The following is a 22,530-nucleotide window of genomic DNA, read 5'->3' as shown; positions in this document are numbered from 1 at the left end:
TCATGCCCAAGAGATTCGTACTCCGCGCTGCCGCGATCGCCGCGGCCTCAGCGCTCGTCCTGGCCGGCGCCGCCACCTCGGCGTCGGCCCACGTCACCGTGTCCTCGCCGGACGCCAAGCCGGGCGGCTACGCCAAACTGGTGTTCCGGGTCCCGAGCGAGTCCGAGACAGCCGGTACGACGAAGCTGGTCGTCACGCTGCCCAAGGATCATCCGTTCGCCAGCGTCGGCGCCCAGGTGAAGGACGGCTGGAAGGTCCAGAAGACCAAGGAGAAGCTGGCCGCGCCGGTCAAGGTCGGCGATGTCACGCTGACCGAGGAGATCACGACGGTCACCTGGACCGCGGTGCCCGGCACTGCGGGCGTACCGCCGAACGACTTCGACGAGTTCGCGCTGTCCGTCGGCCGGTTGCCCGAAGGCGTCGACTCGCTCAGCTTCCCGGCGGTCCAGACGTACAGTGACGGCGAGGTGGTGAAGTGGGAGGAGCTCGCCAAGGACGGCGCGGACAAGCCGGAGCACCCGGCGCCGGCGCTGAAGCTGGCCGCCGCGATCACTCCGGTCGCCGCGACCACGGCGGAGACGAAGCCGGACAACGTCGCCCGGACCCTCGGCGGCGCCGGTCTGCTCGTCGGTCTGCTCGGGCTCGGGTTCGGCCTGCGGTCGCGGCGGGCGAAGCCGTAATCATGCGCCGGCTGATCGCAGTACTGGTCGCGTCGCTGCTGGCCCTGGTGGTTGCCACCGGGCCGGCGGCGGCGCACGCCAAGCTGGAGTCGATGTCGCCTGCCGACGGTTCGACGATGGCGGCGCCGCCGACGCAGGTGGTGCTGACGTTCAACGAGCCGGTCGGGTCGACCGGCGCCGAGGTTCAGGTGAAGTCGCCTTCCGGGAACAACGTGTCCACCGGCGACATCCAGGTGATCGACAACAAGGTGACTCAGCCGGTCGGTGCCATGATCGAGGCCGGCAAGTACACCGTCGACGCCCGGATCGTCTCTGCCGACGGACATCCGATCACGGTCAGTGCGAGCTTCACCGTGACGCATGCCGGGCATGCTCCGGGCGGCGTCGTCACGAACCAGCCGACGGCCGCCCAGAACAAGTCCAACGTCGTGGTGATCGTCGCGATGGTGCTGGTGATGCTGGTGGTCGTCGCGCTGGCGATCGTGATCGTTCGGCGTCGACCCGCGTCGCAATGAGGAAGCTTCTCGGGGTCGGAGTAGTTGCCGCAGGCACCGTAGTACTGGTAGTTGCCCTGCTGGCGGCCGGAGGTGCGCCGAAGCCGTTGCCTGCGGGGCTTTCGGGCGCGAGCATGCCGGTGTCCTGGGCCCTTCCTGTACTGCGGTTGGTGGCTGATCTTGCTGCCATCGCTTGCGTGGGGGCCCTGCTCGCGGCTGTTGTCCTGTTGCCTGGTGATGGCGGAAAGCTTGCTGGGCAAGGACTTCGAGCGGTTCAGGACGCGGCCGTCGTCGCTGGGGTGTGGGCGGTCGCGAGTCTCGGGGGACTGGTGGCAACCGCGGCCGTGATCCTCGGCGTACCGCTGTCTCATCTTGGTGAACATGCTGAGCTCGCCGGTGGCCTGAATCAGGTCAGGGCGTTGGCGGTCACCATCGTGCTGACAGCGATCCTTGCGGTGGTGCTCAGTGGGTGCCGGACGGTCGCTACCGCGCGGGTCTGCCTTGGTCTGGCAGCGGCCGCCCTCGTGGGGCCGCTGCTCAACGGGCACGGGGCGATCGAGCGGACCACCTTCTGGTCGGTGCTGGCGACCGGGTCGCTTGTCGTCCATGTGTTCGCTGTGACGGTTTGGATAGGTGGGCTGGGTGCGCTTCTGCGGTACACGCGAGAACGGACTGCGGTCGAGCGGTTCAGTGCCTTGGCGTTGGTCTGCGCTGTGTGTGTCGGCGCGACCGGGTTGCTGACGGGGGAGATCCATCTGGGTGGGCGCGCGGACGGCTGGGGGCTGATCACGCAATGGGTGACCAGCGGGTACGGCGCTCTGGTCTTCGCGAAGGCTGTTGCTTTCACCGCGCTCGTGTTCATCGGGTGGTGGCATCGCAGGGCCACGCTGCCGGCTCTCGCGGATCGCCCGGCTGCCTTTTGGCGGTTGGCCGCCGGTGAGGTGATCTTGATGGCGGCGACGGTGGGGCTCGCGGTCGCACTGTCGCGCACGCCGTGAGTCCGAGCTAGGTGATATGTCAACGACGGCCGCTACGATGGGTGGATGGCCGAGACTCGGTGGCTCGATGCGCGCGAGGCGCATCTGTGGCAGTCGTACCGTGACAGCCACCGCGAGTTGCTCAGCGCGCTCGAGACGCGGCTGATCAAGAACTCGGGACTGTCCGGGGCGGAGTACGCCCTGCTGCAGCCGCTGTCGGATGCGCCGCAGGGTGTACTGCGAACCCGCGATCTCGGCCGGGCGATCGGGTGGGAGCGCAGCCGGTTGTCGCATCAGGTCAGCCGGATGGAGAAGCGCGGCCTGGTCACCCGGGAGGAATGCGAATCCGACGCCCGCGGCTCGATGATCCACCTGACCGCCGCCGGCCGCACCGCCGTCGCCGCCGCCGCACCCGACCACGTCGCCGCCGTACGCGCCTACCTGCTCGACCAGCTCACCATCGAAGAGCAGGACACCCTCATCACCCTCCTCGACCGCATCCGCACCAATCTGCCGGCCCGCGACCTCTGCCGCGCCGATCTGTCCGACGGCGACGTCTCGTCCCCTGAAGACGGCCGGTCGTTGGTCGCCCAGAGCGGTCAGTAGGCGCCTTTCACAATCCGCTGGAACCTGCCGGCGATGGTCTTCGGGGTCAGCTCGTCGCGGAGGTCGAGCAAGTAGCAGAGCGGGGACTTCGCACGGGCGGACTCCCGGGCCGCGCGCACCTGCCACCAGGCGGCTCCCATCGCGGCGACTGTGCCGACCGACATCCCGACTGTGCCACCTGCCCCTAGCTGTTCCAGTGCCATGCCCGCCAGTGGCGGAGCTGCCAGCGTGCCGGTGACGAGCATCGTCCGCACCGTATCCAGCTTGTGCAATTGGAGTCCGCGTTCGAGTCTTTGCAGGGGCGCTTCGACAGTGTCGTGCACGTGGTCGGCGAACGCATCGAGCTTGCGCTGCCCGGGCGGCAAGGCGGTGATGGCGGTCAGTTCCTGCTTCTGCGTCTCGACGAAGGCCCGGAAGTCGGCGAGTTCGGCGGCCAGGTTCTCCCGGCAATCAACGATCTGCTCGGCCGGGACCTGCCCCATCGCCTTCGGCCGGACGCACTGGAGGGCGAGCATCACGTACTCATCGACCCCGGTTGCCGGGTCAGGACGGTGATCGGCGGACCGGCCGAGCAGGAGATCGAGCGCGGACGCTATGCCGTTGTTCGGAGCCGCGATGCGCAGATCCGTCTGGTCGGTCAACGGCTCCAGCCGCAGTCGGCTGCCGAGCTCGTTGGCCAGCGCCGTCATGTAGGCGGCCCCGAGGGTCGGGTGCACGCCGATCCACCGATGGCCGCCGGGAAGCCTCGTCCGGAGTTCCGCCAGGCCCGCGCGCCGAAGCTCGTAGACGAAGGAAGTGCTGAGCTTCGCGCTGTGGATCAAGGCAAGGTCGCCCTCGACAGGTCCATCGGCTGACGAGGTAGGCAGACGCCGACCCGCGGACTCTGCTTTGGCTCGCGCCGTGGTGTAGTCGCCGAGCTTGTCGACGTTCGCGAGCAAGGTTTCGAAGAACGCGTTGGCGTCGGTGTCCTTGATCGGCTCCATCGTGTGGAGCAGACCGGCAGCATCGAATTCGCGGGCGGTCCGGCTGTCGTTCGTCTGGTAGTCGGGTGGGACCAACCGGTAGAGCCGCGGCCAGTAGAGCAGTGCCAGCTTGAGCCAGTCGTCGTCGCGGACGTGAATGAACGGGAAGTACAAGCCGGCCTCGTGCATCGCCCTTCCCCCTGGTTCATCCATGCCTCGACGCGAGGATACAGCGGCCGCGCGGTGACTACGAGTACTCAAGGGTAGGTAGTGGTGACACGCCGTTACGGTCGGCGAGGGGATCGGGGGTGGCGGAAGAATGTGTGGCGTCCGTTCAGATGCGCCTGAATTTGACAACGATTTTCATTAACGGCAGGATTCGAGCCGGCGACCACTCCTCGCCGGAGCCCACTTACCGTGAAGGAAATGCGGATGTCCGAAGCTCTGAACAGACGAGGATTCCTCTGCCTGGCAAGCGGTTTGGCCGTTGCCGCGGTCAGCGGCTGCGGCTCGGCCGACAGCCCCGCGGCGGCTCCGAAGTCCGGCGGCCGGCTGCGTGCGGTGTTCGCCGGTGGTGGTGCCAAGGAGGTGCTCGATCCGCATCTGCAGAGCCTGTTCGTCGACATCGCCCGGCACAAAGCCCTGTACGAGAAGCTGGTCGAACTCGGCCCCGATCTCAAGCCGGTACCGCGACTCGCGGCGAAGTGGGAGCCCGACGCGCAGGCCACGACCTGGCGATTCACCTTGCGGGACGCCACTTTCCATGACGGCAAGCCGTTGACGAGCCAGGACGTGCTCTACAGCCTCGCCCGCATCGCCGATCCGAACGCACCCGAGCGGGTGGCGCAGTCCTCCCTCGCTGCCCTCGACCTCCGCCGCTGCAAGGCGATCGACAAGCGCACGGTCGAGCTGACCCTGGCGGCCCCGAACGCGGAATTCCCTGCCCTGCTGGCCGGAATCGGCACCCAGATCGTCCGCGACGGCTTCAAGAACCCCTCCGAACCGAACGGCACCGGTGCTTTCCGGTTCACCTCGTTCGAGGCAGGCCGCTCGATGGTCGCCACCCGCTTCGAGGACTACTGGGACGGACCAGCGAAGATCGAGGAACTGCAGATCCTCTCCGCCGATGCCGAAGCCCGGGCGAACGCAGTACAGGGTGGGCAGGCGGAGTACGCGAACGAGATGACCGCGACCTTCGCCCGTACCGCGGAGGCCGGCCGGACGGTGAAGATCGTCGCGGCGAAAGGCTCGACCACGCAGGCGTTCGTGATGAAGGTCGATCGGCCGCCGTTCGACAATCCCGATGTTCGGCTGGCCTTCAAGTTGCTCGCGGACCGGCAGCGGCTGGTCGACGTCGTGCTCGCCGGACGCGGTGCCGTGGGCAACGATCTGTTCGGCAAGGGGTTTCAGTACTACCCGGCCGACCTGCCGCAACGGGAGCGGGACGTCGACCAGGCCAAGGCGTTGCTGAAGAAGGCAGGCCTGATCGGCAAGGAGGTGGAGATCTTCACCTCCGACGCCTCCGCGGGATTCGTCGAGGCGGCCACGTTGTTCGCCGAGCAGGTCGCCGAGGCCGGCGTGAAGCTCAAAGTGACGACCGGCAGCGCGCAGACCTATGCCAAAGACCTGCTCACCAAGGGAGTGATCGGAAGCCACCGCTCGGGCGCGATGCCGATCCCGCAGTACATCACCGATCGGTTGCTGACCAAGTCGCCGTTCAACGTGACGCACTGGCGCCGGGCCGCCTTCGATGCGGCCTTCGCGGCTGCCCAGGTGCAGACGGACGAGGCGGCGCGCGCCGCGAAGTACGCCGTACTGCAGAAGACGTTGCGGGACGATGGTGGCATCCTCGCGTGGGGGCATCCCGACTTCCTGGTCGCGATCTCGTCGAGGGTGCAGGGCGTCCAGGCGGTGCCGCCGAACACGCTGGACTCCGGCCGCTTCGACAAGGTGTGGCTGGCCTGAATGCGGTCGTACGCCGCGCAGCGGGCCGCCCTGGCTGTGATCCAACTGGCCGTCTTGTCGATCCTGGTGTTCCTCCTGACCGCGCTGCTGCCGGGCGACGCGGCCGACATGCGGTTCACCGAGACGCTCACGCCTGACCAGGTCGCCCGGCTGCGGTCGCAACTCGGCCTCGACGAGCCGGCGATCGAGCGGTTCACGCATTGGTTCGGGAACGTGCTGACCGGCGATCTCGGGACCTCGCTGATCAGCGGCGGGTCGGTCGCCGACATCGTGAAGGCGTCGGTCGGCGCGACGTTGGTGCTCACGCTGGCGACGTTGGCAGTCGTCGTCCCGCTCGCCGTGGTCCTCGGGCTGGTGATGGGCACTCGCGAGAACGGGCGGCTCGATCGAGTCATCACGTCGATCACCCTCGCCTTGAGTGCCATCCCCGACTTCGTCATCGCGGTCGTGCTGATCACTTTGTTCTCCCTGAAGCTGGGGTGGCTTCCAGCGACGTGGGTCGGTGGCGACTTGCCGGCCAACCCTGCGCTGCTCGTCCTGCCGGTCGCGGTGCTCCTCGGACGGACGGTGTGTCTGCTGTCGCGGCAAGTCCGGGCCGGGACGATCAACGCGCTCAACGCGGAGTACGTCGTACAGGCCAGGCGGCTCGGCGTTCCGCGGCGGCAGTTGCTGTTGCGGCATGTGCTGCCCAATGCGGCGGTGCCCGGTGTGCAGGAGTTGGCGCGGACGGGGGACACCTTGCTGGGTGGGGTTCTGGTCGTGGAGGCGATCTTCGCGATCCCAGGCTTCGCGACCGCGCTGGTGGACGGTGTCGAGACCCGCGATGTGCCGGTGGTGCAAGGCCTGACGCTGGTGCTCGCCGTCGCCGCCCTGCTGATCAACCTTGCCGCCGATCTCGTCTGCAACCGCCTCGTCCCGAGAACAGAGCTCCTCCGATGATCGCTTCGTGGAGAGCCCGTACGCCGTTGGCCGTGTCCGTTGTGCTGGTGCTGATTCCCTTGCTGGTGGCGGTTTTCGGTCCATTCGTGCCACTGGAGGCCAAGCCGGGTCTGCCCTACGAGAGCGGCGTTCGGCTCGGGACGGACGGGCTCGGGCGGGACGTGGTCCAATTGCTACTCGTCGGTGGCCGTACTGCGCTCGGGATGGCGGTGGGTGCCGTTGCGATCGCCTATCTGGTCGGCGGGACGATCGGGCTGGTCGCCGCGTCGACGCGGCATCGCTGGGTCGACGAGGTGCTGATCCGGCCCCTCGACGTACTGCTGCCGCTGCCGTCCTTGCTGGTGATCAGTGTCGTCGCCGTCGGCTGGCGGGCCTCGCCGCCGGCGATCACCCTGACCGTTGCCATGGTCAACGTTCCGACGGTGGCCCGGTTGGTGCGTGCGGCCGCGTTGGATGCCGCCAGCGGACCGGTGGTCGAGGCATTGCGGATGCAGCGCGAGAGTTGGGTCGCCATCCAGGTCGGGTACGTCGGTCGCTCGGTCCTGGGACCGGTCGCGGCCGACTTGGGCACGCGGATCACGCTGGCCGTCTTCCTTGTTGCCTCGGTCAACTTTCTCGGCCTGGGTTTGAGTCCGACCGCACCTGACTGGGCAGTCAGCGTCTCGCGCAACCGGGAGGGCGTGCTGTTGCAGCCGTGGGCCGTGGTCGCGCCGGCGTTGATGCTGGTCGCGTTCACCCTCGGGTTCAACCTGCTCGCGGATCGGCTGGTGCACCGCTCGCGCCGCACAGCGACGGAGGTGGTGGACAGATGAAACCGCTGGTAGAAGTGCGTGGACTGTCTGCTGTGGCGGGGACAGCCGTTCTCGTCGACGGGGTGGACTTCAAGGTCTGGCCAGGACAGGTGACGGCGCTGGTCGGTGCGTCAGGTTCGGGCAAGACGACGTCAGCCCTTGCCCTGCTGGGCGAGCACGGCAGAGGTGTGCGTCTGTCGGGTGAAGTCAGAGTAGACGGCATTGATCTGATGTCGAACGGTGCCGACGCGGCCGCGGTCCGGGGGCGGGTGGTTGCCTACATGCCGCAGCATCCGGGGAGTGCTCTCAATCCGGCGAGGCGGATCGGTACGGCGATCGGTGAGTTGAGCAGGCTGCACAACCACGGAGCAGACGGTGTGGTGGAGGCGTTGAGAGCCGCGCAGTTGCCGGGTGATCGCAGTACGCAGCGCAGATTTCCGCATCAGTTCTCCGGTGGGCAACGGCAGCGGATCGCGTTGGCGCAGGCGCTCGCTTGTCGCCCGAAGGTGCTGGTCCTGGACGAGCCGAGCACCGGGCTGGATTCCATCACCCGGCTGCAGTTGGTGAGCGAACTCAAGGAGCTGACCGGACAAGGACTGGGCATCTTGTTGCTCAGTCACGATCTCGAGCTGGTCCGCGCGCTGGCGCAGTACGTCGTGGTGCTCGACGCGGGCCGGGTGATCGATGCCGGTGGCACCGATGTTCTTCCAGCCGCAACAAAACTCCGGCCGCGACCGGGAACCACCGGCACGCCAACACCGTTGCTCCAGGCAATGAACCTGACCGCGTCGCTGCGTGCTCGCGGACGAGATCCGATCCTGCAGGAGGTTGAGCTGACCGTGCCACCCGGTGGCTGCGTGGGTGTCGTCGGCCGCTCCGGCAGCGGCAAGACCACCCTGGCGCGCTGTCTGGCCGGCCTGCACGAACGGCACACCGGCCGGATCACCCTGTCCGATCAGCCACTTCCCGTGCTGCGGAAGCGGTCCGCCGAGCAAGCTCGCCGGGTCCAATACGTCTGGCAGGAAGTCCGCGGCTCCTTCGACGAACGACGTCGCGTCGACGACCAGGTAGCCCGTACTGCGGAACGCCTGCGCGGGGTGAGCCGCGTCGATGCGAAGGCCGAAGCCGTTGCCACGCTTGCTCGTCTCGGCGTCTCGGCAATGGTGGCCGCCAGACCGCCCAGTCAGCTCTCCGGCGGTGAGCTCCAACGAGCGGCGATCGCGCGAGCCCTCCTCGCCCGTCCGGACGTGCTGATCTGCGACGAGATCACGACAGCGCTCGACGAGCACGGAACCGCGTTGGTGGTCGAGTTGCTGACCGAGCTGCAAGACAGCGGGATGGCCCTGGTCTGGATCAGCCACGACCTCGGGCTGGTCGCTGCGGTCGCCGATCGAGTGCTGGTGCTGGAGGTCGGCCGGGTGGTTGAGGAAGGACCGCCGGCAACCGTGATGGCGAAGCCGGCTCACGAAATCACCGAGCGGCTGGTGAGGGCCGCGCGGCTCGGGCGCAGCGGAGTCGCGGCGTCCGATCCGGATCCCGGGCCGCGCACGCCCGCAGTACCGGAAGACGTAGTACCGGAAGGCGCAGTACCGGAAGGCGCAGTACCGGAAACCGTAGTACCAGAAGCAGAACCTCCGCCCGTGCTGACCAGTTGTGCCGACACGAGGAGCGAACCGCAGCGATGACGCCGTCCCGATTGCACGATCATCTGGCCGAGGCGATCAAGGACCCCGACCCGATCCGCGTGGGCGACGAGCTGATCTGCCTGCGGTTCGAGACGATGAAGGTGTACTCCGCGCTCGGCGCGGTCCGGCACCTGCTCGACAGCGGCGCGGTGAAGCCGGGGGACACCCTGATCGACTCGTCGAGCGGGATCTACGCGCACGCGCTCGCGCTGGCCTGTCACCGGTACGGGATGAAGTGCCACATCGTCGGCTCCACCACCGTCGACCGGACACTCAAGATCCAGCTCGAGATCCTCGGCGCCACGATCGAGCAGGTGCCGTCGTCGAACAACCTGCAGCTGGACCAGAACCTGCGGGTCCGCCGGATCGGCGAGATCCTGCGCGACAACCCGACGTACCACTGGATGCGGCAATACCATGACGACATCCACTACCTCGGGTACGGCGCGGTCGCGGATCTCGTCGCCGAGCTGGTGCCGACCGGACCGCTGTGCCTGGTCGGTGGGGTGGGGACGGGAGCGTCGACCGGCGCGATCGCGGAGTTCCTGCGCCGGCGCGGGCGGGACGTGAACCTGGTCGGCGTCCAGCCGTTCGGCAGCATCACCTTCGGCGCCGGGCACACGCAGGACCCGGAGATGATCATCGCCGGGATCGGCAGCTCGATCGAGTTCAGGAACGTCCGGCACGACCTGTACGACCGGCTGCACTGGGTCTCCTTCGACTACGCCATGTCGGCCGCGGTGGATCTGCTCCGGACCTCGGGGGTGTTCGCCGGGTTGTCCGCGGGCGCGGCGTACCTGTCCGCCTTGTGGGAGCACAACTGCGACAGCAGCCGGCAGCACGTCTTCCTCGCGGCCGACACCGGCACGCGGTACGTCGAGTCGGCTTTTGCCCGGCATGCCGAGGCGCGGCCGATGCAGGCGATGCGACCGCGCGAGATCGAGTCGCTGGACGACCTCGCGGTTCCCTGGTCGGCGATGTCCTGGGACCGGCGCGGGGCGGCGCAACTCCGGCGCGAAGAGTTTCCATCTGCGACTCCGTCGCATTAGAGTTTGTGCCCCAGTGCTGAAAGGCTGCCCGCCCATGACCTCTGTTGCCACCCTCGCCGCATCCGTCCTAGCGGGCGAACGCGGACCAGCGCCCGCCGACTTGTCGGTGATCAGCGCCTTCTGGCTTCACCACACCACCCGCCTGCCGGGCGCCGACGTCACCTACCGGAACTACTACGTGCTGTTGCGGGTCGGCGAGGTCTTCGGCGCCTGCTCCTTCGAGCCTGGCGAGCTGGACCCCGCGTACTGCGAGGAGGCCTCCGGCCTCTCCCTGGACCAACTGATCGGCGACGCACCGCTCCCGGTCCGGATCGCCGCCCTCGACGCCTACCTGGCCGCCGTCGAGCCACACCACGTCGCTCCTGATGCCGAAGAGATCGTCCTGCCGGCCGGTACGCCGGATGTTCGCGCGCGGGCCCGGGATGCCGCGGTCGCGGGTCTCCTGGACGTTCGGCCGGGCGCGAAGGTCGCGTTGATCGGGGTCGTCAACCCGCTGGTCGACGCGATCACCGAACGCGGCGGAAGCTGTCTGCCGTGCGATTTCAACCTGGCGCGGACGGCCTCCGGGCTGCCGGTTTCTCGCGACATGACGGCGGTGGTCGACGCTGCGGATGCTGTCGTCGCGACCGGGATGACCTTGAGCAACGGGAGTTTCGACGTACTCCTCAACAGTTGCCGTGAGCAATCGAAGCCGCTGGCCGTCTATGCTCAGACTGGAAGTGCGGTGGTCCGCGCCTTCCTCGGGTCCGGTGTCACCGCGTTGTCCGCGGAGCCGTTTCCCTTTTCCCAGTTCAGCTCCCGCCCGACGAGCTTGTACCGCTATCACTCGCAGGACGGAGATGTACGGCCGTGAGCACCGACAACCCGACGCTCCCATCGAAAGCACTCGCGGCATCGACCGAGGTGCCGGGCGACTGGCGGATGGTGAAGCGGTTGTGGCCGTTCCTGCTGGCCTCGACGGTCAGCCTGATTCCCTTCACCGTGTTCGGGATGTATCTGGTGCCGATCGCGGCCGCCGCGGACGGGAAAGTGGCGGAGATCGGCGGGCTGCGGGGGCTCGGTGGACTGGCCGCACTGATCGTCGGCGTCGCCGTGGCGCCGCTGATCGATCGACTGGCTCGTGAGCTCGTGGCCGCCGGGGGTCTTGCGCTGCTGGGCCTCTCGGCGGCATTGGGTGCTATCGGCAACTTCTTCGCGCTGGCCGCGTTCTGTTTGCTGATCGGGGCATCGACCTCGATCCTCGGGCCGTCGATCGGCGCGGCCGCCGCCGACAGGTTCAAGTCGCCGGCCGCGGCCGGGCGTGCTGCCACGCTGGTCTCGGCGACCACGTCGATGATGGCGATGCTGGCCGCACCGGTGCTCGCCGTACCGGGTCTGGTGTGGGGGTGGCGGGGGAACCTGCTGGCTGCCTCGGCGCTCTCGCTGGCGTTGTCGACGGCGTTCTTCTGGCGTGGCCGTGGACGGACGGCGCCGGTCCGTCCGGATGGCGGCAGACCCGGGTACGTCGCGACATACCGGGCGTTGGCGCGGATCCCGGGTGCACTTCCGCTGCTCGCGGTGGCGCTGCTGCGGACGGCCGCTTTCATGGGCTATCTGGCTTACCTGGCAGCGTTCTACGACGACAAGTTCGACCTGGCGCCGGGGTGGTTCGCGCTGGTCTGGTCGCTCAGCGGGGCTTCGTTCTTCCTCGGCAACCTCTTCGCCGGCCGGTACCTCGCGCTCGAGCGGCCGTGGATCGGTCCGGAGAAGCTGCTCGTCCTCGGCGTGGGCGTCGCGCTCGTCAGCGTCACCGCCTTCTACTTCTCGCCGACCTTGCCGTCGACGCTGGTGCTGACCGCCTTGATGGGTGCCGGCCATGCGACGGTCGCCGCCTGCGTCACGACCTTGCTCGTCCGGCGCAGTGGTGAGCTGCGCGGATCGGCGTTGGGGATGAACGCCGCCGGGATGAGTCTTGGGGTGTTCCTGGGCGCGGCGGTCGGCGGTCTCGGTCTGGGCCTCGGGGGTTACCCCGGTACGGCCCTGGCTTTCGCTTCGATCACCCTCGTAGCTCTGGTTTTTGCGTTCCGGGTGCGCGCCTAGGAGGACTATCGTTCGGTCTCATGGACAACCTGCCCGAGCCTCACAATCCGCACGCGCACCTGCGCGCCTCCGACACCGACCGCGACCAGGTCGTCGAGGTGTTGCGGGATGCGCTGATGACCGGGCGGCTGACGCAGGACGAGCACGCGGAGCGGCTGGAGCAGACGCTGAAGGCGCGCACGATCGGTGAGCTCGAGCCGATCACGCAGGATCTGGCCGTGCCGGGGCAACCCTTCCGCCCGGCCGCGACGGCCGTGCCCTCGAACAGCCCGGTACCGATCGAGGAGCCGGCCAATCCGGCCGACAGCTTCGAGACCCTGGTGGGCATCTTCGGTGGCGGCGAGCGCAGAGGCCGCTGGCGGGTCAAGCGCCGGACCAACGCGCTGTGCATCTTCGGTGGCTACGACCTCGACATGACCGATGCCGTCTTCGAGGGTCGCGAGGTGACGATCTGGGCGATCGCGATCTTCGGCGGCGTCGACATCACCGTGCCGGACAGCGTCAACGTCCGCAACGAGGGCGTCGGCATCTTCGGCGGGTTCGCGGCCCGCGGCGGTGACGATCCCGACCCGAACGCGCCGACCGTCGTGGTCAAGGGCCTCGCCCTGTTCGGCGGCGTCGGCGGCCAGAGCAGCTCCCGCCGGCACCGCAACCGCGATCGCAACCGCGATCGCCACCGCAACAGGGGCCACGGACAGCTAGGGCACTGAGCGGTCGGAGCCGGCCGCTAGATCCAGGACTTGAACCACATGCGGTTGAGCCAGGCCGAGTGCGGCAGCACCTTGTCGGTCAGGATCGGCCAGATGTAGGCGAAGTTGAGCACGACCAGGACGACGAAGGCGCCGACCACCGCGCTGCCGATCAGCCGCCGCGGGGTAGCGGCCTGCATCGCCGTCCGGGCCGGGCCGAGGATCTTACCGAGCACGAGGGACAGCGCGATCACCGTGAACGGGATCATCGTGACCGCGTAGAAAAAGAAGATCGGCCGGTCGTCGAAGGCGAACCATGGCACCCAGCAGGTGAAGAAGCCGACGACGGCCACGCCGAACCGCCAGTCCCGCTGGCCGACCCACAGCACCAGAGCCGCGAGCAGGGCCAGGGCACCGCCCCACCACAGCAACGGCGTACCGACCGCGGAGATGACCGACAGGCAGTTCTGGTTCGTGGTGTTGCAGCCTGGCTGGCCGGGCTTGATGTCGTTCACCGCGTCGAAGCCGATCGGGCGGGCGATGATCGGCCAGCCGGCCGGGTGCGACTGGTACGGGTGGGTGGCGTGCCTGATGTAGTCGCCGGTGTGGAAGGCCAGCACTTCCTGGTGGTAGTGGATCAGCGACCGGAAGTCGTCCGGAACCACCTTCATCACGCCGTGCGCCGGGTTCTTGGAGGCGTAGTCGTGGTCGTAGGCGTTGTCGTGCAGCAGCCAGCCGGTCCAGGTCGCCGTGTAGGTGATGCCCGCGACCAGCACGATGCTGAAGAACGCGGGAAGGCCGTCGACCAGCGCCGACTTCCAGAACGCATGGCGTACGCCGATCATCCGGCGCGCGCCGAGATCCCAGGCGAAGACCAGCAGCCCGAACCCGGCCATCACCCAGACAGCGCTCCACTTGGTGCCGAGCGCGAGACCGAAACAGATGCCGGCCGCGAGGCGCCAGGGGCGGATCAGCATCAGCCGGCCGACCGCGCCCTCGGCCTTCTGGTCCAGCGAGTCGGCCAGCCGGCGCCGGCTCCAGTCCCGATCGGCGACCAGGCAGGAGACCGCGGCGACCAGCCAGAAGGCCAGGAAGATGTCGAGCAGGGCGACCCGCGACATCACGAAGTGCAGGCCGTCGACGGCGAGCAGGAGTCCCGCGACACAGCCGATCAGCGTCGACCGGGTCATCCGGCGGACGACCCGGATCAGCAGCAGGACGGTCAGGGTGCCGAACAGGGCCGGCATGAACCGCCAGCCGAACGTGTTCATCCCGAACAACTGCTCACCGGCGGCGATCATCCACTTGCCGACCTCGGGATGCACGGTCAGGCTCGGGGTGGTCTTGAAGACGTCCAGGTTGCCGGCCAGGATCGCCTTGTCGGCGGCCCCTTCGGGCTTGTCGATGAACTGCAGGGCGTACCCGTGCTTGAGCAGCGAGTACGCGTCCTTGGCGTAGTAGGTCTCGTCGAAGACGAATTTCACCGGGTTGCCGAGGTTCCAGAACCGCAGGATCGCGGCCATCGCGGTGATTGCGAGGGTGGCGATCCAGCCGCCCTCGAAATCGCGCGGCATCGGCGGGTACAACCGCTGCTTCAGCGGCGGCAGCCGGCGCCCCTGGACGTCGCGTCCGAGCGTCTCGCGCACCTCGGCGGCCGTCGCGGTGTCGTCATCGATCACAGCAGTCACGCGGCCATCGTACGGAGCCCGGGATACCACCGCGTCCCGACACTGCCTCGACCGGCTGCGAGGATGGCTCCATGACCGGGCGATTGGTGTTGGCGGGGACTCCTATTGGGGATCTGGGGGACGCGTCGGCACGGTTGGCGCGGGTGCTGGGGGAGGCCGACGTGGTGGCCGCGGAAGACACGCGGCGGCTGCGGCGGCTGACGACGGAGCTCGGGATCGTCGTCCAGGGGCGGGTGCTGAGCTTCTTCGAGGGGAACGAGCGCGAGCGGACGCCCGAACTGGTGGCAGCGCTGCTCGAGGGGCAGACCGTGGTGGTGGTGACGGACGCGGGGATGCCGAGCGTCTCGGATCCGGGGTACCGGTTGGTGGCGGCCGCGATCGAGGCGGAGATCCACGTGACCGCCGTACCGGGGCCGTCCGCAGTACTCACCGCGCTGGCGTTGTCGGGCTTGCCGGTGGACCGGTTCACCTTCGAGGGGTTTCTGCCGCGCAAGCCCGGTGAGCGGACGAAGCGGTTGCGGGAGCTGGCGAAGGAGCCGCGCACGATGGTGTTCTTCGAGGCGCCGCATCGGCTGGCCGCCTCGCTGGAGAACATGGCCGAGGCGTTCGGCGCGGACCGGCGTACGGCGGTGTGTCGTGAGCTGACCAAGACCTATGAAGAGGTCAAACGGGGGACCGCGGCCGAGCTGGCCGAGTGGGCTGTCGACGGGGTCCGCGGCGAGATCACCGTCGTCGTCGCCGGGGCCGACCCGTCGGCTCGCGAGCTCGGCCCGGACGAGCTGGCTGCGGAGGTGGCCGCCGACGAAGAGGCTGGTACGCCGCGCAAGGAGGCGATCTCAGACGTCGCCAAGCGCTTCGGAGTGCCCAAGCGGACGGTGTACGACGCCGTACTGGCTGCCCGGCACCCTGGTAAATAACAGTGGCACGCCCGACTACGCTTGAGGCATGCCGGAGAAGTCCTTTTACGTCACCACCCCGATCTACTACGTCACGGCTCCGCCGCACATCGGCAGCGCCTACACGACGGTGGCCGGGGACGTCCTGACCCGTTGGCACGCCCAGCGGGGCGAGCGCAAGTGGTACCTGACCGGTACCGACGAGCACGGCGAGAAGGTGATGCGCAGCGCTGAGGCGCAGGGCATGTCCCCGCAGGCGTGGACTGACAAGCTGGTCGAGGAGTCCTGGAAGCCGGCCTGGGTCGACGTCGACATCGACTACGACGACTTCATCCGGACCACCGAGAAGCGGCACACCGACCGGGTCCGCGACTTCTGGCAGACGCTCTACGACAAGGGCGACGTCTACAAGGGCGAGTACGAAGGCCTGTACTGCGTCGGCTGCGAGGAGTTCAAGCTGCCGACGGACATCCGCACCGACGAAGACGGCACCCAGCGCTGCATGATCCACGGCACCGAGCTGGAGACGGTCTCGGAGACGAACTACTTCTTCAAACTGTCCGCGTACGCCGACCGGCTGATCGAGTTGTACGAGTCGCAGCCGGACTTCGTCGCGCCGGCGAGCGCGCGCAACGAGGTCATCTCGTTCGTGAAGCAGGGGCTGCAGGATCTCTCGATCACCCGGTCCACCTTCGACTGGGGCATTCCGGTGCCCTGGGACGAGGAGCACGTGCTCTATGTCTGGATCGACGCGCTGCTCAACTACGTGACGGCCGCGGGCTACGGCACCGACCCGGAGCGCTTCGAGCAGCTCTGGCCGGTCGACGTGCACCTGGTCGGCAAGGACATCCTGCGGTTCCACGCGGTGATCTGGCCGGCGATGCTGATGGCCGCGGGGGTCGCCGTACCGAAGCAGGTCTTCGCGCACGGCTGGCTGCTGGTCGGCGGCGAGAAGATGAGCAAGTCGAAGCTGACCGCGATCGCGCCGAACGAGATCACCGACCACTTCGGCTCCGACGCGTTCCGGTATTACTTCCTGCGCACGATCCAGTTCGGGTCGGACGGCTCGTTCTCCTGGGAGCACCTGAACGCGGTCTACACCTCGGAGCTGGCGAACGGCCTGGGCAACCTGGCCAGCCGGATCGCCGCGATGGTCGGCAAGTACTTCGACGGCGAGCTGCCCGAGGCGACCGACCACGGGCCGGCCGAGCAGGCGCTGGCCGACAAGCTCGCCGAGACGGTCGCGACCGCGGACAAGGCGATCGACACGCTCGCCTTCCAGGAAGCACTGACGGCGATCAACGACCTGGTCGGGGCGGTCAACGGGTACGTCTCGGAGCAGGAGCCGTGGAAGGTCGCGAAGGACGAAGCCCAGCGCGACCGGCTGGCGACCATTCTCTACACCTCGGCCGAGGTACTACGCGCTGTCGCGGTGCTGCACAACCCGACGATGCCGAAGACGGCCGCCAAGCTGTGGACCCTGCTCGGCGCCGACGCCAAGCTCGGCCCGCTGGCGGACCAGCGCGTCCAGGACGCCGGCACCTGGGGGCAGCTCCCTGCGGGCTCGGTCCTGGTCAAGGGCGACGCCCTCTTCCCCCGCCTCGCCGAGGTCGAAGCATAAGTTTCTGGGCCGAACGGGAATACCTCCGCTGCAGCGAGCGGTTGATGCTTCAAGTAACACAAACTTGAAGCATCAACCATCTTCAGCGGAGGTTTCTCATGCAGGCGGTCGTGTACGAAGAGTTCGGTGGTCCTGAGGTACTCCACACGCTCGAGATCGAGGAGCCGCACGCGGGACCGGGCGAGGTCCGGATCGCGGTCCGCGCCGCCGGGGTGAACCCGATGGACTACAAGCTGCGCCGGGGCTGGTTCAACGCGGACGCCGCCGTGTTCCCCGTCGTACCGGGCTTCGAGGTCGCGGGTGTGGTGGACGAGGTCGGTGAAGGGGGCACCGACTTCGTAGTGGGCGACGAGGTCGTCGGGTGGGGCAAGACCGGCACGTTCGCCGAGTACACCCTGGCCGGTGCCATTGCCAAGAAGCCCGCCGAGGTGTCGTTCGAAGAGGCTGTGGCGCTTCCAGTCGCCGGTGAGACGTCCGCAAGAGCGCTTCGCCTGCTCGAGCTGAAGGCCGGCGAGACCGTCCTGATCCACGGCGCGGCCGGCGGCGTCGGCGCAGTAGGCGTCCAGCTCGCACTGGCGCTCGGCGCGACCGTGATCGGCACCGCCGCCGAGGCGAACCACGACTACCTGCGCTCGCTCGGCGCCGTCCCGGTCACGTACGGCGAAGGTCTCGTCGACCGGGTCCGCGAGGTCGCACCGCAGGGCATCGACGCGGTCTACGACGTCGCCGGCAAGGGCGCCCTCCCGGACTCCATCGAACTCCGCGGCGGCACCGACCGCATCGTCACCATCGCCGACCCCACCGCCGCCGACCACGGCATCACCTTCTCCGCCGGCGGCACCCCACCCGAGCTCCAGGCAGCCGGCCTCCGCGAGCAACTCGACCTCGCCGCCACCGGCAAGCTCAAACTGAAGATCGCCGAAACCTTCCCCTTCACCGACGCCCCCAAAGCCGCCGAAATCTCCGAATCCGGCCACCCCAAGGGCAAACTCGTCCTCAAACCCTGACAAGTACCGCGCGAAGATAGTACCAACGGAGATAGTATCTCTGTTGGTACTATCTTCATCGGAAGTATTCTTGCATCGGGAGGTTCCGCTGGTGGACCGCTTTGTGGGGCGAGCGCGGGAGCTGCGGGTGCTGCAGGACACGCTGGCCGAGGTGCAGGCCGGCCGGACCTCCGCACAGCCGGGCCGCTGCGTCCTGATCCGGGGTCGCAGGCGGGTGGGCAAGTCCAGCCTGGTCGAGGAGTTCCTCAGACGTGCTGACGTACCGGCCGTCTTCTTCACCGCAGCCGGTCTACCAGCCGACCTGGAGTTGGCCGAGTTGGCCGAGGTGGTGGCCGAGTCGACCTTGCCTGACCGCGCCCTTTTCGCCGACGAGCGGCCGGACCAATGGAGTGCGGCGCTTCGCTTACTGGCCGAGGTGCTGCCGGACGACCGGCCGAGCGTCCTGGTGATCGACGAAGTGCCGTACTTGATGGATCGGGTCGACGCGTTCGAGGGCATCCTGCAGCGCACCTGGGACCGGCTGTTCAGCCGTAAGCCGGTGCTGCTGCTGTTGATCGGATCCGACCTGTCCATGATGGAAGCCCTGAACAGCTACGACCGGCCCTTTCATCAGCGCGGCCGGGAGATGGTCGTCGGTCCGCTCAGTCCCGCCGATCTGGCGGACATGCTCGACCTGTCGCCGGCCGTCGCCTTCGACGCGGCCCTGATCACCGGCGGCCTGCCGCTGATCTGCCGGGAATGGCCGAGGGGTGCGTCGCACTGGAGATTCCTGGCGAAATCGCTGGCGGATCCGACGGCGGCCCTGCTGGTCTCTGCCGAGCGTTCCCTGGCTGCCGAGTTCCCGCCACAGGCGATGGGGACGGAGGTACTACGCGCCATCGGGACCGGTGAGCGGACCTTCACCAACATCGCGAGGGCCGCCGGTGGCATCTCGCACTCGACGTTGACCAGAGCACTCGAGCTACTGATCGACAAACGGATCGTGGCGGCCGAGCTGCCGCTGTCGCTGCGCCCTTCCAAGGAACGGCGCTACCGGATCGCCGATCCATACCTGCGGTTCTGGCTGAATTTCGTGGATCCGTACATGGCCGAGATCGAACGGCTGCGCGGTGACCTGACGCTGGCCAGGATCAAGACGGGGTGGACCAGTTGGCGCGGCCGGGCAGTCGAGCCGCTGGTTCGCGAGTCGCTGGCTCGACTGCTCCCGGTGGGCGATCTTCCGGCCACGCCGGTGGTCGGCGCCTACTGGACCAGGAGCAACGACGTCGAGATCGATCTCGTCGGTGCCGATCGTGAACCGGTCGCCAAAGAGCTGTACTTCGTCGGCTCGATCAAATGGCTCGAGCAGAACAAGTTCGACGCGCACGACCTGATCGCTTTGCAAAGACATCGCGCCGCCCTCACCAACGAGCCTGTTCCGCTGGTGGCGGTCAGTCGCGCAGGCATCTCCTGTGCTGGGCTGGAGGCCACGTTCGGTCCGGAAGACCTTCTCGCTGCCTGGTGAGCCTGTTTGACGCTTTCTTACAAGAGGTACTTGGGAGGGCGGGGTTAGCGTCTGGGGGGACGAGAGGAGTTCGGAATCGTGACTGGGTATGTGGCTACGGCTGAGGCGGAGATCAGTGCTTCGCCGGATCAGGTATGGGATGTGCTGACGGATCCCGAGCAGATCAAGAAGTTCATGTTCGGGGCCGAGGTGAAGACCGACTGGGAGCCGGGGAGTCCGATCACCTGGCAGGGCGTGTACGAGGGCAAGGACTACGAGGACAGGGGTGAGGTTCTCGCGGTGGAGCCCGGGCGGTTGCTGAAGGTGACGCACTACAGCCCGTTGAGTGGGCAGCCGGACGAGCCGGAGAACTACCACACGCTCACCTACGAGCTGGACGATCGCGGTACGACGACGCACCTGTCCCTCAGCCAGGACAACAACGCCAGCGAGGAGGAGGCCGAGCACTCGCGCGGGATGTGGGAGATGCTCGTGAAGGGTGTGAAAGAGGCCGCGGAACGCGGCTGACCCGGCCGACCGTCGTACCAGGCACGTCCTGGGCATCGCCAGGCCCCGGCTTACGGGACACTAGCCGTGATGACCGGTACGACGGTGGTCGGCGGCGCGGCGCCCGCCCGGCCGGGACCCGCCACGACGACCACCCGGCCAGGACCGGAGCTCGGGCTCGGACTGGTCGGCTGGTGGCTGCTGGTCCCGATCACGGCCGTCCTGCTGCTCGCCTGGCTCGGCGATTCCGGCGGCGAGAGCATCCGCTTCTTCATCACCTGGCTACTGGCCGTCCTGTTTCCCGGCACCCTGCTCTGGCGCGCCCTGGCCGGCGGACGATCGGTCACCCAGGACCTGGGGTTCGGTGCCGTTCTCGGCCTCGCCTGGCAGTTGGCGACCTGGGCGATCTGTACCGCGATCGGCATGCCGCTCCTCCAATGGGCGGCGGCCGCGCTGCTCGTACTCACCTTCGTTCTCGTCCCTGCGCTCCGGCCCAACCTGGGCCTGCGGGCAACGGCGACCGCCCCTCCTCGCTGGTGGCACGCGCTGCTGGTGACAAGCCTGATTCTTGCCGTACTGCGAACTGTCGCCGCCCTGCTCCGGCAACTTCCACTTCCGCCGGAAGCCGCCGTCCGCAGCCAGGACATCTGGTACCAGCTCGGGATCGCGCAGGTTCTCACCGAGCACGTTCCACCGCCCGATCCGTCGGTTCTCGGTGAGCCGCTGATCTACCACTGGTTCGCGACGGCTTCGATGGCGAGCGGGTCGGTGATGTCGGACGTGGATCCGCCGCAGGTGCTCCTTCATCAGTGGCCGATCACGATGGTGCTCACGCTCGTCCTGGTCAGTTGGGCAGCCGGTGAGGCGCTCAGCGAACGGCACTGGGTAGCCCCGATCGCCGGAGCGCTGGCCGCAGTTCTGCCTGGTGGGCTGCAGTTGGCGTCGTCGCCGTCGGTCAACATGGCAGGGGCACAGTCGGTTCAGTCGCCGACCGGGACGATGGCGGCGGTCGTGCTGCTCGGGCTGGTAGGACCGACGGTGCTCATCCTGCGCAGGCAGGCCGGTCCGGGTGCCTGGGCGGCCATGGTCTTGATGCTCGCGCTCGCCGGTGGTACGAAACCGACGCTGCTGCCGATCATGGTGGTCGGGTTCTTCTGCGCGGGAACGTTCAGCTGGCTGACGGACCGCCGGCCGCCCTGGCGGATCGTCGTCCTGGTGGGCCTGGCGGGATTGTTGCTCTTGGCATCTTCCTTCACGCTGATCGGCAGTTCGGGGGGAAGCAGGGTCCAGTTCTTCGCGGCCATGAGGGTTCAGCCCTACTACCAGGCCGTGACCGGTGACCTGTCGCTGCCGGCCACCGGCGGGTGGTTCATCCAGGCCGTGGCATCCGGCGATCCGCGAATGATCCTGTTCATCGCGACCCTCGTCACCTGGTACCTGGTCACCGAGACCCCGAGGCTGCTCGCCTTGCTGGGCTGGTCGATCACCCCGGTACGCCGCGATCCGGCGTACTGGTGGAGTGGGGGATGTGTGCTGGCCGGGGTCGGCATCACCTTGATGCTGTCGCACACCGGCTATTCGGAGTACTACTTCCTCACTGCCGTCCTTGCTCTCGGCACCGTCGCGGTCGTTGCCATCGGCGCCAATCTTGCCCGGCGGCAGGACCTGCTGAGCCTGGTGGTCACCGCGTGGGCAGGAGCGCTCACCGCGAGCGCTCTGTTCCTCTACTGGCCTGTGAAGCCAGGCGTTCACACCGTGGCGCGAGCTCTCACTGGTCTGCTGGTACCGTTCGCGATCCTCGCAGTCGTAGGGGTGCTGGTGATCCTGGTGCTGAATCGCGCCCGCACCGCCGCCGCCATCGGCGTACAGGTGATCGTGCTGACGATCGCGGCCAGTCTGCCGGCGCAGCTCGTCAGCGTGGGGACCGCGCTCCAGAATCTGGTCAGCCCGCGGCCGGCGCCGAACGAGACGAACCGGCTCTATCTGACTCGCGACGAGCAGGACGCGATGCTGTGGCTGCACAAGCACAAGAAGAAGGATGATGTGGCCGTCAGCAACGTGTTCTGCCTGCCGGCGCGATACCGGCCGGGGTGCCCGGAGGACGCGTACTGGGTGTCGGCGTTGAGCGGAGTACGGCTCTATCTCGGCGGTTGGGCGTATGCGCCGGCGAATCTGGGGGCCGACTACGACACCAGCTTCCTGACCCGGCCGCCGCCGTGGCCGGACCGCTTGAAGGACAGCCTGAACGCCGTCGAGAAGCCGACACCGGCGTTGCTCACCCGGCTGAGGAACCAGGTCGGGGTGGACTGGATCGTGGCCGACCTACGGGCCGGGCCGGTCTCGCCGACGCTCGACAAGCTCGCCGTACCGGCCTTCAGTAATCACGACATCCGGATCTACCGGCTTAAGTAG

Annotated in this window: 20 protein-coding genes; 18 read left to right on the top strand and 2 right to left on the bottom strand. The window is 67.9% G+C overall.

What is annotated here, in order from left to right; all coding sequences use genetic code 11:
• The first annotated feature begins 2 nt into the window (after positions 1-2).
• From DIZ26_RS17045 to DIZ26_RS17030, 4 genes are read left to right on the top strand one after another with little or no spacing between them, the layout of a single operon-like run.
• Complete coding sequence (locus tag DIZ26_RS17045; protein ID WP_112242441.1) at positions 3-680, top strand: YcnI family copper-binding membrane protein; 678 nt, start codon at positions 3-5, stop codon at positions 678-680.
• Positions 681-682: 2 nt separating this feature from the next.
• Positions 683-1,195 (top strand): copper resistance CopC family protein, encoded by a 513-nt coding sequence (locus tag DIZ26_RS17040; RefSeq protein ID WP_112242439.1) that lies wholly within the window; start codon positions 683-685, stop codon positions 1,193-1,195.
• Positions 1,192-2,172, top strand: coding sequence for a copper resistance D family protein (locus DIZ26_RS17035; RefSeq protein ID WP_112242437.1), 981 nt, complete (start codon positions 1,192-1,194; stop codon positions 2,170-2,172). The genes DIZ26_RS17040 and DIZ26_RS17035 overlap by 4 nt, the downstream gene beginning before the upstream one ends.
• 45 nt (positions 2,173-2,217) lie before the next feature.
• Positions 2,218-2,757 (top strand): MarR family winged helix-turn-helix transcriptional regulator, encoded by a 540-nt coding sequence (locus DIZ26_RS17030; RefSeq protein ID WP_112242435.1) that lies wholly within the window; start codon positions 2,218-2,220, stop codon positions 2,755-2,757.
• Here DIZ26_RS17030 and DIZ26_RS17025 read toward each other — a convergent pair.
• Positions 2,751-3,932 carry a DUF6236 family protein gene (locus tag DIZ26_RS17025; protein WP_157979741.1) on the bottom strand — a complete coding sequence of 394 codons (1,182 nt, stop codon included), beginning with the start codon at positions 3,930-3,932 and terminating at the stop codon, positions 2,751-2,753. The two genes, DIZ26_RS17030 and DIZ26_RS17025, sit on opposite strands and share 7 nt — an antisense overlap.
• A gap of 219 nt (positions 3,933-4,151) precedes the next feature.
• Here DIZ26_RS17025 and DIZ26_RS17020 point away from each other — a divergent pair, with 219 nt between their 5' ends.
• Genes DIZ26_RS17020 through DIZ26_RS16985 form a run of 8 tightly spaced genes read left to right on the top strand, consistent with a single transcriptional unit; the run spans position 4,152 to position 12,937 of the window.
• On the top strand, positions 4,152-5,684 hold the full coding sequence (locus DIZ26_RS17020) for an ABC transporter substrate-binding protein (protein WP_112242431.1): 1,533 nt from the start codon (positions 4,152-4,154) through the stop codon (positions 5,682-5,684).
• Positions 5,685-6,623 (top strand): ABC transporter permease, encoded by a 939-nt coding sequence (locus DIZ26_RS17015; protein WP_112242429.1) that lies wholly within the window; start codon positions 5,685-5,687, stop codon positions 6,621-6,623.
• Positions 6,624-6,655: 32 nt separating this feature from the next.
• A complete protein-coding gene (locus DIZ26_RS17010; RefSeq protein ID WP_232828405.1) occupies positions 6,656-7,435 on the top strand; it encodes an ABC transporter permease in 780 nt (259 codons plus the stop codon).
• Positions 7,432-9,099 carry an ABC transporter ATP-binding protein gene (locus DIZ26_RS17005; RefSeq protein WP_112242425.1) on the top strand — a complete coding sequence of 556 codons (1,668 nt, stop codon included), beginning with the start codon at positions 7,432-7,434 and terminating at the stop codon, positions 9,097-9,099. Before DIZ26_RS17010 ends, DIZ26_RS17005 begins: the two co-directional genes overlap by 4 nt.
• Positions 9,096-10,148, top strand: coding sequence for a pyridoxal-phosphate dependent enzyme (locus DIZ26_RS17000; protein WP_198676140.1), 1,053 nt, complete (start codon positions 9,096-9,098; stop codon positions 10,146-10,148). The genes DIZ26_RS17005 and DIZ26_RS17000 overlap by 4 nt, the downstream gene beginning before the upstream one ends.
• A gap of 34 nt (positions 10,149-10,182) precedes the next feature.
• Complete coding sequence (locus tag DIZ26_RS16995; protein ID WP_112242423.1) at positions 10,183-11,001, top strand: Rossmann-like domain-containing protein; 819 nt, start codon at positions 10,183-10,185, stop codon at positions 10,999-11,001.
• Positions 10,998-12,227 carry an MFS transporter gene (locus DIZ26_RS16990; RefSeq protein WP_232828404.1) on the top strand — a complete coding sequence of 410 codons (1,230 nt, stop codon included), beginning with the start codon at positions 10,998-11,000 and terminating at the stop codon, positions 12,225-12,227. The genes DIZ26_RS16995 and DIZ26_RS16990 overlap by 4 nt, the downstream gene beginning before the upstream one ends.
• 20 nt (positions 12,228-12,247) lie before the next feature.
• Positions 12,248-12,937, top strand: coding sequence for a DUF1707 SHOCT-like domain-containing protein (locus tag DIZ26_RS16985; protein WP_112242421.1), 690 nt, complete (start codon positions 12,248-12,250; stop codon positions 12,935-12,937).
• A 17-nt stretch (positions 12,938-12,954) separates the two neighbouring features.
• Here DIZ26_RS16985 and DIZ26_RS16980 read toward each other — a convergent pair whose 3' ends face one another.
• Entirely contained in the window at positions 12,955-14,490 is a 1,536-nt protein-coding gene (locus tag DIZ26_RS16980; protein WP_198676160.1) for a dolichyl-phosphate-mannose--protein mannosyltransferase, read from the bottom strand.
• Between the two features lie 185 nt (positions 14,491-14,675).
• Here DIZ26_RS16980 and rsmI point away from each other — a divergent pair, with 185 nt between their 5' ends.
• The 6 genes from rsmI to DIZ26_RS16950 all read left to right on the top strand — a co-directional run bounded on the left by rsmI (position 14,676) and on the right by DIZ26_RS16950 (position 22,530).
• The gene (gene rsmI, locus DIZ26_RS16975) at positions 14,676-15,521 is read left to right on the top strand and encodes a 16S rRNA (cytidine(1402)-2'-O)-methyltransferase (protein ID WP_112242417.1); all 846 of its coding nucleotides are present in this window, start codon (positions 14,676-14,678) and stop codon (positions 15,519-15,521) included.
• 28 nt (positions 15,522-15,549) lie between these two features.
• Positions 15,550-17,121: a methionine--tRNA ligase gene (gene metG, locus DIZ26_RS16970; protein ID WP_112242416.1), complete on the top strand. Its 1,572-nt coding sequence runs from the start codon at positions 15,550-15,552 to the stop codon at positions 17,119-17,121.
• Positions 17,122-17,219: 98 nt separating this feature from the next.
• On the top strand, positions 17,220-18,128 hold the full coding sequence (locus tag DIZ26_RS16965) for an NADP-dependent oxidoreductase (protein ID WP_112242414.1): 909 nt from the start codon (positions 17,220-17,222) through the stop codon (positions 18,126-18,128).
• Positions 18,129-18,219: 91 nt separating this feature from the next.
• A complete protein-coding gene (locus DIZ26_RS16960; protein WP_112242412.1) occupies positions 18,220-19,632 on the top strand; it encodes an ATP-binding protein in 1,413 nt (470 codons plus the stop codon).
• 78 nt (positions 19,633-19,710) lie between these two features.
• A complete protein-coding gene (locus DIZ26_RS16955) occupies positions 19,711-20,139 on the top strand; it encodes an SRPBCC domain-containing protein (RefSeq protein WP_112242410.1) in 429 nt (142 codons plus the stop codon).
• A 69-nt stretch (positions 20,140-20,208) separates the two neighbouring features.
• Entirely contained in the window at positions 20,209-22,530 is a 2,322-nt protein-coding gene (locus DIZ26_RS16950; RefSeq protein WP_232828403.1) for a hypothetical protein, read from the top strand.

This window comes from Kribbella monticola (assembly GCF_003261635.1).
Classification (GTDB): domain Bacteria; phylum Actinomycetota; class Actinomycetes; order Propionibacteriales; family Kribbellaceae; genus Kribbella; species Kribbella monticola.
Note: the sequence above shows the minus strand (reverse complement) of the source record. Positions and strands in the feature narration are given on the sequence as shown.

Bases quoted from the DNA above. Each gene is read 5' to 3' on its own strand.
- DIZ26_RS16985 (WP_112242421.1), top strand. From the start codon at position 12,248: ATGGACAACCTGCCCGAGCCTCACAATCCGCACGCGCACCTGCGCGCC.
- DIZ26_RS17040 (WP_112242439.1), top strand. From the start codon at position 683: ATGCGCCGGCTGATCGCAGTACTGGTCGCGTCGCTGCTGGCCCTGGTG.
- DIZ26_RS17020 (WP_112242431.1), top strand. From the start codon at position 4,152: ATGTCCGAAGCTCTGAACAGACGAGGATTCCTCTGCCTGGCAAGCGGT.
- DIZ26_RS17030 (WP_112242435.1), top strand. From the start codon at position 2,218: ATGGCCGAGACTCGGTGGCTCGATGCGCGCGAGGCGCATCTGTGGCAG.
- DIZ26_RS16965 (WP_112242414.1), top strand. From the start codon at position 17,220: ATGCAGGCGGTCGTGTACGAAGAGTTCGGTGGTCCTGAGGTACTCCAC.
- DIZ26_RS17005 (WP_112242425.1), top strand. From the start codon at position 7,432: ATGAAACCGCTGGTAGAAGTGCGTGGACTGTCTGCTGTGGCGGGGACA.
- DIZ26_RS16980 (WP_198676160.1), bottom strand. From the start codon at position 14,490: ATGCCGCGCGATTTCGAGGGCGGCTGGATCGCCACCCTCGCAATCACC.
- DIZ26_RS17035 (WP_112242437.1), top strand. From the start codon at position 1,192: ATGAGGAAGCTTCTCGGGGTCGGAGTAGTTGCCGCAGGCACCGTAGTA.
- DIZ26_RS17045 (WP_112242441.1), top strand. From the start codon at position 3: ATGCCCAAGAGATTCGTACTCCGCGCTGCCGCGATCGCCGCGGCCTCA.
- DIZ26_RS16995 (WP_112242423.1), top strand. From the start codon at position 10,183: ATGACCTCTGTTGCCACCCTCGCCGCATCCGTCCTAGCGGGCGAACGC.
- rsmI (WP_112242417.1), top strand. From the start codon at position 14,676: ATGACCGGGCGATTGGTGTTGGCGGGGACTCCTATTGGGGATCTGGGG.
- DIZ26_RS17015 (WP_112242429.1), top strand. From the start codon at position 5,685: ATGCGGTCGTACGCCGCGCAGCGGGCCGCCCTGGCTGTGATCCAACTG.
- DIZ26_RS17025 (WP_157979741.1), bottom strand. From the start codon at position 3,932: ATGGATGAACCAGGGGGAAGGGCGATGCACGAGGCCGGCTTGTACTTC.
- metG (WP_112242416.1), top strand. From the start codon at position 15,550: ATGCCGGAGAAGTCCTTTTACGTCACCACCCCGATCTACTACGTCACG.
- DIZ26_RS16950 (WP_232828403.1), top strand. From the start codon at position 20,209: ATGACCGGTACGACGGTGGTCGGCGGCGCGGCGCCCGCCCGGCCGGGA.
- DIZ26_RS17000 (WP_198676140.1), top strand. From the start codon at position 9,096: ATGACGCCGTCCCGATTGCACGATCATCTGGCCGAGGCGATCAAGGAC.